Origin of the sequence: Acidovorax sp. K2F (assembly GCF_025246485.1) — a bacterium.
GTDB lineage: Bacteria > Pseudomonadota > Gammaproteobacteria > Burkholderiales > Burkholderiaceae_C > Acidovorax > Acidovorax delafieldii.
In genome coordinates this window covers 217,409-233,676 of the sequence record NZ_JAOBSQ010000030.1, presented here as the reverse complement: position 1 = coordinate 233,676, position 16,268 = coordinate 217,409, and the positions used below count along the sequence as shown (strand labels likewise).

Here is a 16,268-nt window from a genome sequence, read left to right as displayed (position 1 = left end):
GCATCCCTCACGACCATCGCAGCGCCACCTGGATAGTCGCCGGGTGGCCGATTGGTCGCCTGCTCGCTACTTGTTGTCGGGCTTCTTCATCTGCTCCAGCTCAAGGCGGAGCTCCATGAGATCGTTCTCCATGCCAAAGCCGACCGGCTGGCCCGCTGGCGGCGGCGCCGTCACGGGCACCGGGGGCAGATCGCTGAGCGTGAGGTGGGGTGGTTCCGACAGATCCAGGTCGAGCGGAATGCCCCGCGAATCCTCGCCTACTGCTGCTGCGGGCCTGGAGGGAGTGGCTGCAGAGCGCACGGGCTCGGGCTCCTGCTGGGCCTTCATCGCGAACTCGAACTCCAGGCTGGCTGCCAGTGAATCAAGTGGCTGGTCGTCGTGCAGCGCCACCGGTGCAGGAGCTGCAGGTGCCACCAGGGTCTCGGACCGGGGCGGTGCCAGGGGCGTCGTCCGCTTGCGCGGGGGCGCTGCACCACGCGCGCTGGCGGGCGTGGTCTGTGCAATCGCCAGCAGCAGCAAAAGATCGTCATAGGCCGCCAGATCAAACGGCTCCACCGCTTCAGCGCCCGTGCGGCGGAACAGGAATTTCTCCAGCAAGCCCAGCACCGCAGGCGTTGTCCACTCGGCCTCGATCTCGGCGAGTGCGTCGGTGTAGTGGTACAGCATGCGGCCCGTGCGGTGAAAGCCCGCAAACTCCGGCACTTGCGCGTTGAAGGACTGCATGAACTGCGTTCGCAGCTGCGCAAACTCATCCACACGGCTGAGCGTGTGGTACAGCCGCAATAGCTCCAGGTAGGCCAAGGGCGAGGTCTGGCGGTGCTCGGCAATGTGATTCTTCAGCACCTCGATGGCCTGCTGGTGCTCGCCCACCGAGACAAAAAATTCAGCCTGCTGCTGGATGTCAAACAGCTCTTCAGGGTTGACGATGTGGGGCGCTACCGAGGCGGCGGCCGGCGCGGAAACCGACTTCGCCTGCAAGGGGGCGGGAGCACTCGCCGCCGGGCTGGTCGCTACGAAGCGCGGTTCCACGGCCGCAGGGGCTGCCTTGCGCAGGGGCATGGCACCGGACTCGGGGTTCGCCGCGACGGCATGAGGCTGGGTTTCCGACGGCAGCCACGTGTCGCCGGGATGGGGGGTAAGACTGACCGCTTCTTCATGCGCCGATGCTGCATCGCCACGTGCGCCCAAGGCCACAGAATCGCGCCACGAACGCACTGCCTTGTCAGAGGCGCTGCGCATCCGCGACCACATCCATGCCACCCCCGCCAAGGCCAAGGCCAGCAGACCGCCCAAGGCATATACCACCGTCGCAGGAAAACGCTCCTGTTCCATCGCCTCCAGCTGCTGCTGCAACTGGCCAGCGGCTGCACGGTCCTTGGCGGCCTGTGCTCGCAATGCGGCGGTGTCTGATTCCAGCGCCTTCAACCGTTCGCCGTCTTTTTGCAATTCTTCCGGCTGCGCGTTCAACGACCTCCACAACGCGGCGGCCTGGGTGCGCAGGGCCGACATCTCTTCAGAAGGCGCCGTGGGTAGCTGCGCGGTAGAGCGCAACGCCACAGGACTGTCCAGCCAGGTGTCCAGGGGCTCAACCACCAAACGCGAGCGCGCTGCAGGTGCAGCGGCCACCACCGACTTGCCAGGTGCTGCCGTGCCCACACGCGCGGAAGGCCGCGCGGCAGTTGGAGAGCCGGGAGGGCGGCTCTCAGCGGAGGGCGAGCCCGAGGCCCTTGCCAGTGCAGGCGCCTTGTCACGGGGCCTGGTGGCCTGCATCGCACCGGCGGCAGCCGCAGATGCACTGCCACTGCCCTGTGAAGGCGAAAGCTGTGACTCTGAAGCTGCGCTGGGGGTTGCTGCAGGAAGCCGCGCCAAGTCCACCGGGGATGCAGAGGTGGACCGGGTGACGGTGGTCGGCAAATCCGAGAGGAAGGTGTAGCTGCGCGTGGTTTTTCCGTTGCACCCTGCGGTCAGGGTCACGGTGAGAACCGGTTCATCCAGCGATACCGAGGCCAGCACGCGGACCCCTGAAGGACGCCCACGCACCTCGGGCAATGGGACCACGCGCACCTTGTTGTCACTGATGGCGTTGTCGCCTGCCACCAGCTTGGCCGTGACGCAGGACGATGCGACATCCGTGCCCGGGTCGGGCTGCAACTCGAACGAGAGATCGACCGGGGCACCCAACACGACCGTACCACTACCATTGCCCAGGGACAGCGCCGAAGCACCGGCTGCAAGCGCCCACAATCCTGGTCCAAAAACGGTGTTACGGATTTTCACAATCAATTCTGTTTTTCGGTCCGGAGGATTCTTGCACATAAGACCCAGATAAGGCCAGAGCCATAATGCCGCTATGAAAATTCAGTTTCCCAAGATCGCCATCGTGGGTACCGGTGCCATGGGCCGGGGCATCGCGCAAATTGCTGCCCAGGCTGGCAGCCAGGTTTTTCTGCTGGACGCCAACCCCGGAGCCGCCGACGCCGCTCGGGCCGCCTTGCAGGAGCAATGGAACAAGCTGGTCGCCAAGGGCCGGATCGAAGCGGACCAAGCCACAGCGCTGACCGCGCGGCTGCACCCCGTCAAAACGGCGGCAGACCTGGCGGCCTGCGATCTGGTGGTGGAAGCCATCGTGGAGCGGCTGGATGCCAAACAGGCTCTCTTCGTCGAACTGGAAGGGGTGGTGCGCGCCGATGCGGTGCTGGCCACGAACACGTCCTCCCTGTCCGTGACGGCCATTGGCGCAGCCCTCAAGCGCCCCGAACGCCTGGCCGGGTTCCACTTCTTCAACCCCGTCCCTTTGATGAAGGTGGTGGAGGTGATCGCGGGCCTCAAGACAGATCCAGCGATCTGCACTGCGCTGGCCACGTATGCCAAGGAAATGGGCCATACCCCTGTACAGGCGCAGGACACCCCTGGCTTCATCGTGAACCACGCGGGGCGCGGCTTCGGCACGGAGGCCCTGCGCATCGTGGGCGAAGGCGTGGCCGATTTCGCCACCATCGACCGCATCCTGCGCGACCAGGTCGGCTTCAAGCTGGGGCCCTTCGAGTTGATGGACCTGACGGCGCTGGACGTGTCGCACCCGGTCATGGAGTCCATCTACCGCCAGTACTACGATGAACCCCGTTTCCGCCCCAGCGTGATCACCGCGCAGCGTCTGGCGGGGGGCGTGGTGGGCAAGAAGGTGGGCGAAGGCTTCTATCGCTACGTGGAGGGCACGGCGCAGGTGCCTGCCGAGGCGCCTGCCCCCGTGGTCAACGACATTCCGCCGGTGTGGGTGTCCCCGCGCGCTGCACGCCGGGCCGAGCTGTACCAGTTGCTCAAGGACCTGGGGGCCACCATCGAGACCGGCCAATCCCCCTCCCCCCAGGCCATCACGCTGGTTGCCCCACTGGGCTTTGACGTGACCACCGTCGCAGTGGTGGAGCGGCTGGACCCAGCCCGTACCATCGGCATCGACATGCTCATCGATGACGCCGCGACCAAGCGCCGCGTGCTGGCCACCAACCCCGCCACGCGCGTTGACATCCGCAACGCGGCGCATGCGCTGTTTGCGCGCGACGGCAAGGCTGTCAGTGTGATCCGTGACAGCGGTGGTTTCGTCACGCAGCGCGTGGTGGCCACCATCGTGAACATCGCCAGCGACATCTGCCAGCAAGGCATCTGCACCCCCAAGGATCTTGAGACCGCCGTGACCCTGGGCCTGGGCTACCCGCTGGGCCCCCTGGCCATGGGCGACCGCTGGGGCCCCACCAACATCCTGGAAGTGTTGTTCAACATGCAGACCGTGTATGGCGACACGCGCTACCGCCCCAGCCCATGGCTGCGCCGACGGGGTGCGATTGGCCTGAGCCTGAGCCATGTCGAAGAAGACTGATTGCCAAGCACCACGGCCGCCTCACTGAAGACCACCATGCCCGCAGAACTCCAGAGCACCAGCCAGGGCCAAACCCTGATCCTGACCCTTCGCAACCCCGAGCGGCGCAATGCCATCGACCCGGTGATGTATGCCGCGGGTGTGGAAGCGCTGGGCGTGGCCGAAAGCAGCCCCGACATCCGCAGCGTGGTCATCACGGGCGCCGATGGCATGTTCTGCTCGGGCGGCAATCTGCAGCGCCTGCTGGCCAACCGCCAGGAAGCGCCGCAGGTGCAGGCACAAAGCATTGAAGGCCTGCACAACTGGATCGAGACCATCCGCACCTACCCCAAGCCGGTGATCGCCGCCGTGGAGGGCGCCGCAGCCGGTGCAGGGTTTTCGCTGGCACTGGCCTGCGACTTCATCGTGGCGGCCCGCAATGCCGTGTTTGTGATGGCCTACAGCAACGTGGCCCTGTCGCCCGATGGCGGCGCCAGCTGGAGCCTGGCCCACGCGCTGCCCCGCCAGATAGCCACCGAGATTCTCATGTTCGGGGACCGCATCAGCGCAGAACGCCTGCACACATTGGGCCTGGTCAACCGCCTTGCCGAAGCAGGCAATGCACTCGACACCGCCCTGGCGCTGGCCGAGCAGCTCAATGCCCGTGCACCCAATGCACTGGCCAGCATCAAGGAGCTGCTGAACGAAGCTCCCCATGCCCAGCTCACGCACCACCTGGGCCATGAGCGCGACCACTTCGTGAAGAATCTGCACCACGCCAATGGCGGCGCAGGCATCTCAGCGTTTCTGGAAAAGCGCGTGCCCCGCTACGAGTAGCGCTGCACCACAAACGCCTCGACGCATCCACCGTCGCAGACCCATCAACCCCCGGTACGCTGCCACCCAGCGCCGGGGGTTTTCTTTTGGCCTACGCGCAGACACGCAGGTGACAACCCTGACGCATTGCGCAGGTCCCTGACGCGACAATGGGCCTGTTTCTAGTCACCCAAAAGACAGGCCATGGACGACCCGATTCTTACTATCGAAGAACGTGAAGCGATCAACTCCGGTCGCTGGTTTTCATCACTCTCACCTTCGCTACGCCACGACATCCTGCGATGTGCATACGTCAAACGCTTCAAGGACGGCGGCCTCATCGCCGCACGCGGCGACCCGCCCGAGGAGTGGATTGCGTGCGCGCGCGGTGCAGTGCGGGTGAGCTCCACATCCATCTCGGGAAAGCAGATCACGCTGACCTATGTGGAGCCGGGCATCTGGTTCGGCGACGTGGCGATCTTCGATGGGGACCGGCGCACGCACGACGCCTACGCGCACGGCGACACCACGATCCTGTGTGTGGCCAAGGCCGATTTTCGCAAGATCCTGGCCGTGCACACCGAGCTGTACGAAGCGATGCTGCGCCTGCATGCGCGGCGCATTCGCCAGCTGTTCGGGCTGGTGGAAGACCTCAACACGCTTCCCCTGCGATCGCGCCTGGCCAAGCAGCTGGTGCACCTGGTGCGCAGCTACGGCGTGCCCAGCCTGTCGGACGGCAGCGAAATGCGGATCAGTCTGCAATTGGCGCAGGAAGAACTGGCACAACTGCTGGGTGCGTCGCGCCAACGCGTGAACCAGGAACTCAAGGCCATGGAACGCGAAGACGCCATCCGCATCGAGCCGGGCGGCCTGGTGGTGCGGGACCGCGAAGCCCTGATGCGCATCGCTGAAGCCGACAACTGACTCACTTACCCCATCACTGACAGCCAGAACCTTCATCCGCCTCCATGAGCAACTTTGACCATTTCGTCGGCACCCGCCCTGTTTCCGATCAGCACGCCTTTGACATCGAAACGCTGACTGCATGGCTCTCCAGGAACATGGAGGGCTTTGCGGGCCCGCTGACGGTAGAGATGTTCAAGGGCGGGCAGTCCAACCCCACCTACAAGCTCATCACCCCAGGCGCCAGCTACGTGATGCGCGCCAAGCCCGGGCCCGTGGCCAAGCTGCTGCCTTCAGCACACGCCATCGAGCGCGAGTTTGCGGTGATGAGCGGCCTGTACGGCACCGACGTTCCCGTGCCGCGCATGTTTGTGCTGTGCGAGGACGAGTCGGTGATTGGGCGCGCCTTCTACGTGATGGAGTGCATGCAGGGCCGCGTGCTGTGGGACCAGTCCCTGCCCGGCATGACGCCAGCTGAACGTGGTGACATCTACAACGAGATGAACCGGGTGATCGCGGCGCTGCACACGGTGAAATTTGCAGACCGAGGCCTGGCCAGCTACGGCAAGCCCGGCAGCTACTTTGACCGCCAGATCGGCCGCTGGAGCAAGCAATACGTGGCCTCCATCACGCAGCCCATCGAAGAGATGGACCGCCTCATGGAATGGTTGCCCGCCAACATGCCCGCCAGCGCACGCGACGAGGGCCATGTGTCCATCGTGCACGGCGACTACCGCCTGGACAACCTGATGTTCCATCCCACCGAGCCCCGCGTGATCGCCGTGCTCGACTGGGAGCTGTCCACACTGGGCCATCCGCTGGCGGACTTCAGCTACCACTGCATGAGCTGGCACATTCCTGCCTCGCTGGGGCGTGGCATTGCGGGGCTGGACCTGGGCGCGCTGGGCATTCCCGACGAAGACACCTACATCCGCCTGTACTGCGAGCGCACCGGCATCACCACCCCCGATGCGCTGCGTGCCGACTGGAACTTCTACCTCGCCTACAACATGTTCCGCATCGCCGCCATTTTGCAGGGCATTGCCAAGCGGGTAGAGGCTGGCACGGCCTCCAGCGCCCAGGCCAAGGCCTCGGGCGACACCGCACGACCCATGGCCCAGCTGGCCTGGTCCTTCGCGCAACGCGGCTGAACACACGACGCAACACCAGCGCCGCCCACGATTACCAACGGAGAAGAAACCCATGGACTTTGACTACTCGCCCAAAACCAAGGAACTGCAGGCCAAGCTGCTCCAGTTCATGGATGACCACATCTATCCGAACGAGTCTGCCTACAAGGATGAGTTGGCCGCCAACACCGTCGCAGGCAAGCGCTGGAGCGCGCTGAACACCATCGAGAACCTCAAGCCCAAGGCCCAGGCCGCCGGGTTGTGGAACCTGTTCCTGCCGGTCGACAGCGCCGCAGCATCCGGCTATGCAGGTGCCGGGCTGACCAACCAGGAATACGCACCGCTGGCCGAAATCATGGGCCGCGTGCCATGGGCCAGCGAGGTGTTCAACTGCTCCGCGCCCGACACCGGCAACATGGAAACCATTGCCCGCTACGGCGACGAAGCCAACAAGGCCCGCTGGCTCAAGCCCCTGCTCGAAGGCAAGATCCGCTCGGCCTTCGCCATGACCGAGCCCGATGTGGCATCGAGCGACGCCACCAACATCGAGACCCGCATCGAGCGCCAGGGCGATGAGTACGTGATCAACGGCCGCAAGTGGTGGATCTCTGGTGCCGCCGACCCGCGCTGCGCAGTGTTCATCACCATGGGCAAGACCGACCCCGAAGCCCCACGCCATTCGCAGCAGAGCATGGTGCTGGTGCCCGCCGACGCCCCTGGCATCAAGATCATCCGTCCGCTGAATGTTCTGGGCTACGACGACGCACCGCACGGCCACGTCGAGATGACCTTCGAGAACGTGCGTGTGCCCGTCTCCAACATCCTGCTGGGCGAAGGCCGTGGCTTCGAGATCGCCCAAGGCCGCCTGGGCCCTGGACGCATTCACCACTGCATGCGCCTCATTGGCTTGGCCGAACGTGCGCTGGAGCTGATGTGCAAGCGCGCATCGTCACGCGTGGCCTTCGGCAAGACCGTTGCGCAGCAGACGGTGACACAGGAGCGCATTGCCGAGGCCCGCTGCAAGATCGACATGGCCCGCCTGCTCACCCTGAAGGCTGCCTGGCTGATGGACGTGGCTGGCAACAAGGTCGCCAAGACCGAGATCGCCATGATCAAGGTGGTGGCCCCCAGCATGGCCTGCCAGGTCATCGACTGGGCCATGCAGGTGCACGGCGGTGGCGGCATGTCTGATGACTTCCCGCTGGCCTATGCCTACGCCGGTGCGCGCACCCTGCGCTTTGCCGACGGCCCGGACGAAGTGCACCGCAACGCCATTGCCAAGTGGGAGCTGGGCAAGTACGGCACCTACGGCCGGGACGCCGCCGTGCCGGTGACCCGCGGTAGCTGACGCTCCACGGCACAGGACACAGGACCCGCAGACGCTCTACTGCGGGTCCTCAGCGTCTCCCGTCGCCCCGCCTGCGGCCGCAGGGGGCGGCAGGTTGTGTAATGCCCCTTGGGCAGCCGCCAGCAGCAATTGCGTGGCCTGGGCGATCTCCGTCAGGCTGCGCTGCGTGTGCTCCATGCGCAGGTACACCTTGCCGCGCACCAGCATCAACAGCAGCGGCGACTGCGCCCGCACCGCCCCGCCCTCGCCTTCCACGATGTTGAGCAACTGGGATACCACCGGCGCATGGATCCAGCGCTGCGCGGTCTCCATGCGCTCGGCCACCACCGCAAAGTGCTGGCGAAACGAGGCCGGCAGGCCCGGCCAGGTCACCTCTTCAAACATGGCCAGCCAGCGCATTTCCTCGGGCAGGCTGGCATTCACCGTGGTCTGCAGGGTGTCGGTGATGGCGTTGTAGGCATTGCCCTCCAGGGACTCCTGCAAGGGGCGGTTGAGCACCATCACCGCCGCGTCCGGGTCCACCCCCAGATCGGCGCGCCCCCGCAACTCCAGGCCGCGCACATAGTCACGCGTGGGGTTGCCACATTCCAGCCGCCACGGGTGGCCATTCAGGTCGCCCCCCAGGTCAAAATGCCCGTCCACCGCCTGCGGCACCACCGCCAGGCGCTGGGTGGCCGCCCAACGCACCACCTCCTGGTTGGACACGGGCCGTGCGGCATTCGGGCCACCGGGCAGATGCAGCGCTTTGCGAAGACGGTCAAACATGGCGATTCGAAGCCCAAGGCTTCGCGGAAGTCACGGATGCAGGCATTATTGGGGGCATCGGCCGCTGCGGCAAACCGGCGGAACGCCTTCTGTGACCTGGTTCACCATACCGGAAGGGCAAAGCGGCGAACGGCTGGTGCGGCCACTACCCAAGCGCATGGGCACTGCACCGCGCCGGAGCAACCCCGCCGCATTCACTTTTGGCGATCTGAACAGCCCACATGCTCTTCTCTATGGACCGCAGACTTGCCCTGATCACCCTGGCTGGTGCGCTCGTCGCACCGGGGATTGCCCTGGCACTGCCCGACGACGCATCGGCCCGGGTGCGCCAGCTGGTCCGCTGGTCCACCGCGACGGCCGACCACCAGGGCTTGCCGTTTGCCGTGATCGACAAGCCTGCCGCGCGCATCCACGTGTTTTCTGCCCAGGCCCAATGGCTGGGCAGCGCGCCTGTGCTGCTGGGTGCCGCGGCAGGCGACCGCTCAGCCCCGGGCATCGGGGCCAAGCCTCTGTCCCACATCCGCCCGCACGAACGTACCACCCCTGCAGGCCGCTTTGTGACCGAGCCTGGCCGCAACCTGCAGGGTGAAGACATTGTGTGGATCGACTACGACGCTGCCGTCTCACTGCACCGGGTGCGCAGCGTGAGCGCCGCAGAGCGCCGCCTGCAGCGTCTTGCAAGCCCCGGCGCGAGGGGCAAACGCATCAGCTACGGCTGTGTGAACGCACCCGCAGCGTTCTACGACCAATTCATCGCGCCCAGGTTCGGCCGGGCGCCAGGGGTGATCTACGTGCTGCCGGACACCGAGTCTTTTGCTACATTTTTTGAAGCAGCCAGCACATATGAATAGTGCGCTACCGGCCGATTTCACGCAAATTCTCTGCCCAACACGCCGTGGGAGCAGGAACCGGCACTTCCGACGGTAGCCACCCAGACGTCGCCCAGGCTCAAGCCGCTGCGCGTTGCAAGCGAAAGACCGGCCGCCGGCCGCCCACCACCAGCCCCTTGGCATTGCGGATGACCGCGTTGCTGCGCAGCGCCAGGGCCTCTCGCTGGGTGGCGTCCAGCCATCCCAGCTGGTCCATCACCTCCACCGCAGCCGCCACCTGCGCCACCATGTTGCCGTCCATGATCTTGAGGGCAAAGGCCTCGCCACGGCTGCGGCTGCCCACCACCTGCACCCCGTCGGCCCCGGTCTTCGAGACCCAATCGCCCCGCCCTGCCCGCATGAAATCCAGGTCGTGCCGGCCGGTGCCGGAGCCCAGCTCCGGGCGTTGCACCATGGCATCGGCCAGTGCGGTCAGGCTCTGGTCCAGATCCGTGTCGGGCGCCCCACCCGCCAGGCGCGCATAGCCCCGGGCCAGGTGCGCGAGCGGCATGGCGTAGTTGGGGGCGGAGCAGCCATCGATGCCCACGACCAGTTGCTCAGGCCCCAGCCCCACTGCCTGCGCCACCCGCTCACGAATCGCCCGCTGCAACGGGTGCGCAGAGTCCAGATGCTTGTCGAGCGGCCAGCCCTGCCGCACACAATGGGCGACAAAACCCGCGTGTTTGCCGCTGCAGTTGTTGTGGCGTTCGTCGGGCACAAAACCCTCTGGCAGCGACCCCAACCCCAGCTCGGCAAACAGCGGCCGGTGGCAGCCGCAGCGCAGGGCGTGGTAGCTCTGCCCCACACTGCCCAGCATGTGCTCAACCTGCTCGACATGCATGGCCTCGCCGTTGTGGCTGGCGCACAGCAGGGCCAGTTCGCCCGCGCCCCAGCCCAGCGCCTGGGCGCCGCCAGACTGCATGAACGGCAGGGCCTGAAATGCCTTGATGGTGGAGCGCGTGAACGTGACCGTGTACGGGTCGCCCACCTGCGCCAGCACACGGCCATGGCGGTCGGACACCGCCACGGCGCCCCAGTGCTGGCATTCGGCGAGGTCGCCCCGGGTCACCTCGATCAGCGGAACAAAACCCATGGTGATCTCCAGCAGTGGTTACTGCGCCGCCGGTGCGGGGGCCAGCGTCAGCTCATGGGACCAGCGAGCAGGCTGTCGCTGCAGGGCGCGGTAGCCCGTCTGCGCCCAGGTGCTGCTCATGTCGCGGTAACGCGGCGAAAACACCAGGCCGCTTTGTCCGGTCTGGTAGATGAAGCGCGACTGCTCCAGGTCGGCCAGGTCGTACACCGCGCGCAGCGATGCGGCGTGGCGGTTCACAAACGGCCCCTTGGCTTCGCCCGCGTTGTACTGCCCCACGTTGACGGTGTAGGCGTCGCCATGCGATGGCTCGCTCACGTCAAAAAAGCGGGCCAGTGCAGGCACATTGCCAAATGGCCGGTGCACGCTGAGTGCCGGGTGCGCCGCGCCCCAGCGCCATTGCGCGGGGTCTGCGCCGTAGGCCGCCTGCAGCCGGTCGAGCGCGCGTCCCAGGGCTGCGGCCGACTGCTCTGCACACGATGCCGGCTGGCACCACCAGGGGTCGTTGCGCTCCAGGATGCCCTCCAGCGCGGCCCGGTAGTCGCGTTTGCCGTAGGTGGCGGTAAACCGCGCGTCACCGATGCGCGGCACGATCAGGCCACGCGCCAGCTCGTCGGTCCATGCGGCAAACACCAGGGGCGCAGCCTTGCCCGCATCCATCACACCGTCAAAGCCTTGGAGCTGCTGTTGCGCAGCTGCGGCCAGGGGGTGTGATGACTTGGCCTGCTGCAGGTAGGGCAGCAGCCTGCGCGTGGCCAGCGAGGTCACATCGCGGTGGATGGCCTGCATGCTCGCGGCATCGTGCTTGTCGGTCGCCTCGATCAACTGCGCAATGCGTTCGTAGCGGTAGGGCAAGGCCCAGTCTTGGGTGAGGTAGTGGGGGTAGTCCGGCGCGGTCACCCGCTGGTTGGCGGTGGCAATCCAGCCCCGGGCGCCGTTGTCCTCGGGCGTCTGGTCATACGGCAGCCAGCCCTTCCAGTCGTACCGCGCATCCCAGCCCGGTGAGGGCGCCACGCCCCGGATGTCGTTGGCCGGGTCTCGCACGGGTGCGCGGCCTGCGGCCTTGAAACGGATGTTGCCCTGGTCATCGGCAGCCACCACGTTCTGCATCGGCGAGTGGTAGTGCGACAGGGCCGCGAACAACGCGTCCACCGATTTCGCCTGGTTGGTCTGGAGGCCCGCCAGCACCGTCTGGTTGTCGGCATCGAGCGCGCTCCAGCGCAGCGCCAGCACGTATTTGCCGAGGTCCAGCACGTCGGCATGCGACTTCTGCGCGTCGCTCAACACAGGGCCATGCCGGGTGCTGCGCACTTTCAGGGCGACGTCGGCCTGCCCTTTCACACGGATGGTTTCGTTGCGCACCGTGAAGGGCGCCCAACCCTCGGGCGTGCGGTACTGCGAGGCATCAGCGGGGTTGATCTGCTCCAGGTACAGGTCCTGAACATCGGGGCCGGTGTTGGTGAAGCCCCAGGCCACTTTGTCCGTACGGCCCAGCACCACAAAGGGCATGCCGGGCAAGGTGGCGCCCACCGCGTCGATGGCACCCATGGGGGTGCCGTCAGACGCCTGGCCTGCGGGAGCCTGCAAGCCCGCAAAGTACCAGATGGCGGGTGCCGACAGGCCCAGGTGCGGGTCGTTGGCCAGCAACGGTTTGCCACTGACGGTGCGGGTGCCTGCCAGCACCCAGTTGTTGCTGCCCTTGCCCTCGTTGGTACCCGCATTGCGGGTCAGTTCGTCAGCCCAGGCCAGCATGCCGGCACTGATCTGGCGGGACAAAGGCCCGTCACCCAGCGCGGCAGATGCAGCTCCCCGGTCGACCGGTTCAGCGGCGGCCGCCGGTGCAGCAGAAGCGCTGGCATCGGTGGCCCGGTACACCCCCAACTGCCGGTACAACGCGGCCAGGTCGGCCGAGGCTGCGGGGCGCTCGCCCGGGTACGGTGGCATCAGTTGCCACAAGCGCTCGGTGTCCAGCGTTTTCGCAACGGACAGCCGCGCAAACTCGTTGCCCCAGTTGCCGCCCAGGTCCAGCGCCATCATCAGCGCCCAGCCCACGCTGTCCTCCGGCTCCCACACAGCGCCCGTGGTCCCGCCGGGCTGAACGCCCAGGATATGGAACTCCGGCGGCAGCGCCTGGGGGCGGTTCTGGTGGAAGGCGTGGATGCCCTGGCTGTAGGCCTGCAGGGCCTCCTGGGCATACAACGGCAGGCCTGCATACTGCCGCTTGGCCGTGCCCATGATGTCCAGCGTGCGCATGAGCTTGTCGGTCTCCAGCGTGGCAGGCCCAAACACTTCGGACAGCTCGCCGTGCATCACACGGCGGTTGAACTCCAGCTGCCAGGTGCGCTCCTGCGCATGCACGTAGCCCATCGCAAACCAGGCGTCTTGCGGGCTCTGCGCGCGAATGTGGGTGACGTCTGCGCCATCGCGCTGCACATGCACGGCCTGCCGCAGGCCCTTCACGACCAACTTGCCATCCAGTGTCGCAAAGCTACGCTGTACATACACGGCGGCCCCCGTGCCAGCCAGCAAGGCCGCCACCACCAGCCCGACGGCCGTTCGCTTCATCCACGCCATGTCTCGTGTCTCCTGATTGTTCTGGGTTATTTCTGTTGGTTCGGAAGTGAAAGGGCTGCGCGCAGACCGGGAGCCCGCCGCGCTGTGACAGCTGTCGGCGGCAGCCGACGGCCTCAGCCCAGATGAACGCTGGTGCCGGCGACCTGAAAGTTCATGATCGGAGCACTGGACTCGGTAAAGGGAACCCCCAGCGCAATCTGCCCCGTGCCATGCAGGATGCAGGCATCGCGGCGCAGCCGCACGGGCGAGTCGCTGCCGTCAAACCGCACCCAGGTGCCGAAGCTGCTCATGTCGGTCAGCACAAAGCCGCTGTTGCGCCAGTCGATGCGCGCATGCAGCCGTGAAACGCGGGGGTCATTGATGCACAGCTGGGCATGGTTGGCGCGCCCCACATGCACGGGCGCATCCGACGAGGTGAAAGACATGTCCACCCCATGCCAGGAAAACTGGATCTGCCCCAGGATGGAATCGGCCGGAGCAAAACTGCTGACCAGCGCCGCCTGCATGGTGAGCGAGTCGGGCTCTTCGTTCTCGCGCCACTCCACCTGATAGAGCATCTGCAGCTCGGCCTTGCCGCGGATTTCCATCAGGCCCAGCTTGCGGTACCACACATCGGCAGCGGCCCCCGCCAGCAGCACAGTCGTCTCGGTGGCCCAGATTTCGGCGGGGCCCGCGCGCTCACACAGGCGGGAGGCCACATTGACGGCATCACCGTAGCAGTCGCCATCCACATCGACCACCTCGCCACTGGCCACTCCCACGCGGATGTCCATGCGCAGCGGCTGCGGCCACCGGTCCAGACGCGCCTGGTGCTGGCGCAGCATGTGGGTGGTGGCAGTCACGGCACTGGCCGCATCACCAAACACACACAACACTCCGTCGCCCAGCTTCTTGACCACGCGGCCTGCATGCGCCTCGATGGTGTCACTGATCCACTGCGTGACCTGCGTCACCGCCTCGGTGGCGCGCTCGTTGCCCAGCGTTTCATACAACGAGGTGCTGCCCGAAATGTCGGCGAAGACCACCGTTGACAACACACTCATGAACGATGGCCGATTAGTAACATCATGTGAACCAGTTTAGTGCAAGCTCAACGAAGACGCATCTATCAAAGCGTCAACAATCCTTTGCCAAGGTCTTTGCGGGCCACGCACGCCAGTACTTGCGGCCTCACTGCAGGCGCTGGTGGTGGCAGTAGGCGTAGAGGGCGCGCATCTTGGGTGCCTGAAGACCCGGCAAAGCACACGCCGAGCAAGGCACCTGTTCACCCGGTTGCCTCGCGTCAGGCCGCCGCAAGCATTCGCGATGAATTGCGTAAAAGTTCGCAACAAACGGGGGCGCCGTGTTGTCTTTATGCAAAAACAGGAGCGCCACCCTTGCGTCAATCCTCACTCCCGCTTACTTTGATCGACCCTGTTACAAAAATCGCACAGCCCACCGTCCATGCGCTGGAACAAGCCCAATCTCCGCAACAACCTGCACGACCTGCTCGGTCGTGACAAGCCGTCATCGACGGCCTGGGTGCGCGACCAGGGTCTGGAAGAGGTGCGGCGTGCCATGCTGCACAGCCTGATGGGGTTGACCGGCTGCGAAGTGGCGCGCATGAATATGCGCCTGCGCTATGCGGGCGATATTGAAGCGCTGTGGTACCTGCGCAGCGATTTGCTCGACACGCTCACCCTGCTGCGCGGCGAGGCCATCGCACAGACGGTGCTGGACCAGGTCACGCCGATGTTCCAGGGGCAGTTGCCGCTGTCGCTGCGGGTGCCACAAATGCCCAACGCACCCCGCGCGCACCTCTGAAACCCTGAGATTGCAGCCTTGACGGCCGGGGCCGGTCACCACGCCGCACCGGCATCGTGCCACGCTGCGGCCCCGGGTTAGCGCCGCCTGTTCAGTGCTGGTGGCCCCAATAGATCAGCGCATCGCGCTCTTCCACCGACAACGACACCGTTGCGCCCACGGGCAGCAGCACCTTGGTCTCGACATGCCCAAACGGCAGGTTGGTCAGCACGGGCGCCTTGATCTGGGTGCGCAGCCAGTCCACCACCGACTGCAGCTTGTAGCCCTTGTCGTGCGGCGCCAGCTTGAAGTTGGTGAACTGCCCCAGTACCACGGCCTTTTGCTGGGCCAGCACACCGGCGTGCAGCAGCTGGGTCAGCATGCGCTCAACGCGGTAGGGATGCTCGTGAACATCCTCCACAAACAGCACCCCACCCTTGACCTGCGGGAAGTACGGCGTGCCGACCAGCGAAGCCAGCACCGCCAGGTTGCCGCCCCACAGGGTGGCGCTTTTCACATAGACGTTGGGCACAGCAGGCTTGCCGGTAGTGGCATGGGGCTTTTCCTTGTGCGTGCGCCAGCCCGTGCCTTCACCATGGCCGGTCAGCAGGTCGTCAAAGCAGGCTTCCATGATGTCGTCAGGCGCGCCCTCTACGCCAAAATCGGCCCCCAGCGACGGCCCCGCCCAGGTGGTGGCCCCGGTTTTGGCCAGCACGGCAAGCTGAAAGGCGGTGAAGTCGCTCACGCCCACGAAGTGGGTGCCCTTTTCGATGGCCTTGGCCACCGCCTTGTAGCGGATGCCCGGCAGGATGCGGGTGAGGCCATAGCCCCCGCGCGAGATCAGCGCCACATCGGCACCACTGGCCGCCGCACGGTGGATGGCGGCCAGCCGGGTGGCGTCGTCGCCCGCAAAGCGTGTGTGTGTGGCCAGCGCGTCCACATCCACCTCCACCTCATGGCCCTGGGCCTTGAGACGGGCGATGCCCCGCTTGAAGGCGGCCTTGTCGCGCACTGCACTGGAAGGCGAGTAGATGTAGATGTGCTTGGGACCGTGGTCGTGGTCGCACTGCGAGGGATCGTGATGGTGGTCGTGCAAAGCGCTCAGGCCCCGGTGGGGCCTGCTCCGTAAACAGGGGGG

The 16,268-nt window shown here is 65.9% G+C and carries 13 protein-coding genes; 7 read left to right on the top strand and 6 right to left on the bottom strand.

Annotation, left to right across the window (positions count from 1 at the left end; all coding sequences use genetic code 11):
• Window positions 1–66: 66 nt before the first annotated feature.
• Window positions 67–2,244, bottom strand: a complete 2,178-nt coding sequence (locus tag N4G42_RS10190; protein ID WP_260667054.1) for a hypothetical protein — start codon at window positions 2,242–2,244, stop codon at window positions 67–69.
• Window positions 2,245–2,350: 106 nt separating this feature from the next.
• On the opposite strand from N4G42_RS10190, the gene N4G42_RS10185 reads away from it, so the two are divergent.
• The 5 genes from N4G42_RS10185 to N4G42_RS10165 all read left to right on the top strand — a co-directional run bounded on the left by N4G42_RS10185 (window position 2,351) and on the right by N4G42_RS10165 (window position 8,050).
• The gene (locus N4G42_RS10185) at window positions 2,351–3,874 is read left to right on the top strand and encodes a 3-hydroxyacyl-CoA dehydrogenase (RefSeq protein ID WP_260667053.1); all 1,524 of its coding nucleotides are present in this window, start codon (window positions 2,351–2,353) and stop codon (window positions 3,872–3,874) included.
• 36 nt (window positions 3,875–3,910) lie between these two features.
• A complete protein-coding gene (locus tag N4G42_RS10180) occupies window positions 3,911–4,690 on the top strand; it encodes an oxepin-CoA hydrolase, alternative type (protein WP_260667052.1) in 780 nt (259 codons plus the stop codon).
• A gap of 183 nt (window positions 4,691–4,873) precedes the next feature.
• The gene (locus N4G42_RS10175; RefSeq protein ID WP_015013747.1) at window positions 4,874–5,593 is read left to right on the top strand and encodes a Crp/Fnr family transcriptional regulator; all 720 of its coding nucleotides are present in this window, start codon (window positions 4,874–4,876) and stop codon (window positions 5,591–5,593) included.
• A 44-nt stretch (window positions 5,594–5,637) separates the two neighbouring features.
• On the top strand, window positions 5,638–6,723 hold the full coding sequence (locus N4G42_RS10170; protein WP_260667051.1) for a phosphotransferase: 1,086 nt from the start codon (window positions 5,638–5,640) through the stop codon (window positions 6,721–6,723).
• A 52-nt stretch (window positions 6,724–6,775) separates the two neighbouring features.
• Window positions 6,776–8,050 carry an acyl-CoA dehydrogenase family protein gene (locus tag N4G42_RS10165; RefSeq protein WP_056067410.1) on the top strand — a complete coding sequence of 425 codons (1,275 nt, stop codon included), beginning with the start codon at window positions 6,776–6,778 and terminating at the stop codon, window positions 8,048–8,050.
• A 36-nt stretch (window positions 8,051–8,086) separates the two neighbouring features.
• Here the strand turns inward: N4G42_RS10165 and N4G42_RS10160 are convergent, their stop codons facing one another.
• Window positions 8,087–8,815: a hypothetical protein gene (locus N4G42_RS10160; RefSeq protein WP_260667050.1), complete on the bottom strand. Its 729-nt coding sequence runs from the start codon at window positions 8,813–8,815 to the stop codon at window positions 8,087–8,089.
• 233 nt (window positions 8,816–9,048) lie between these two features.
• Here N4G42_RS10160 and N4G42_RS10155 point away from each other — a divergent pair, with 233 nt between their 5' ends.
• The gene (locus N4G42_RS10155) at window positions 9,049–9,666 is read left to right on the top strand and encodes a hypothetical protein (protein WP_260667049.1); all 618 of its coding nucleotides are present in this window, start codon (window positions 9,049–9,051) and stop codon (window positions 9,664–9,666) included.
• Between the two features lie 97 nt (window positions 9,667–9,763).
• Here N4G42_RS10155 and N4G42_RS10150 read toward each other — a convergent pair whose 3' ends face one another.
• The 3 genes from N4G42_RS10150 to N4G42_RS10140 form a co-directional block, all read right to left on the bottom strand.
• The gene (locus N4G42_RS10150) at window positions 9,764–10,777 is read right to left on the bottom strand and encodes an asparaginase (protein WP_260667048.1); all 1,014 of its coding nucleotides are present in this window, start codon (window positions 10,775–10,777) and stop codon (window positions 9,764–9,766) included.
• Window positions 10,778–10,795: 18 nt separating this feature from the next.
• Window positions 10,796–13,348 carry a penicillin acylase family protein gene (locus tag N4G42_RS10145; protein ID WP_260667047.1) on the bottom strand — a complete coding sequence of 851 codons (2,553 nt, stop codon included), beginning with the start codon at window positions 13,346–13,348 and terminating at the stop codon, window positions 10,796–10,798.
• 113 nt (window positions 13,349–13,461) lie between these two features.
• Window positions 13,462–14,391 (bottom strand): adenylate/guanylate cyclase domain-containing protein, encoded by a 930-nt coding sequence (locus tag N4G42_RS10140; RefSeq protein ID WP_056744210.1) that lies wholly within the window; start codon window positions 14,389–14,391, stop codon window positions 13,462–13,464.
• A gap of 400 nt (window positions 14,392–14,791) precedes the next feature.
• Here N4G42_RS10140 and N4G42_RS10135 point away from each other — a divergent pair, with 400 nt between their 5' ends.
• Entirely contained in the window at window positions 14,792–15,151 is a 360-nt protein-coding gene (locus N4G42_RS10135) for a hypothetical protein (protein ID WP_056067399.1), read from the top strand.
• 91 nt (window positions 15,152–15,242) lie between these two features.
• On the opposite strand, the gene N4G42_RS10130 is transcribed toward N4G42_RS10135, so the two are convergent.
• Complete coding sequence (locus tag N4G42_RS10130) at window positions 15,243–16,226, bottom strand: LD-carboxypeptidase (RefSeq protein ID WP_260667046.1); 984 nt, start codon at window positions 16,224–16,226, stop codon at window positions 15,243–15,245.
• Window positions 16,227–16,268 lie beyond the last annotated feature (42 nt).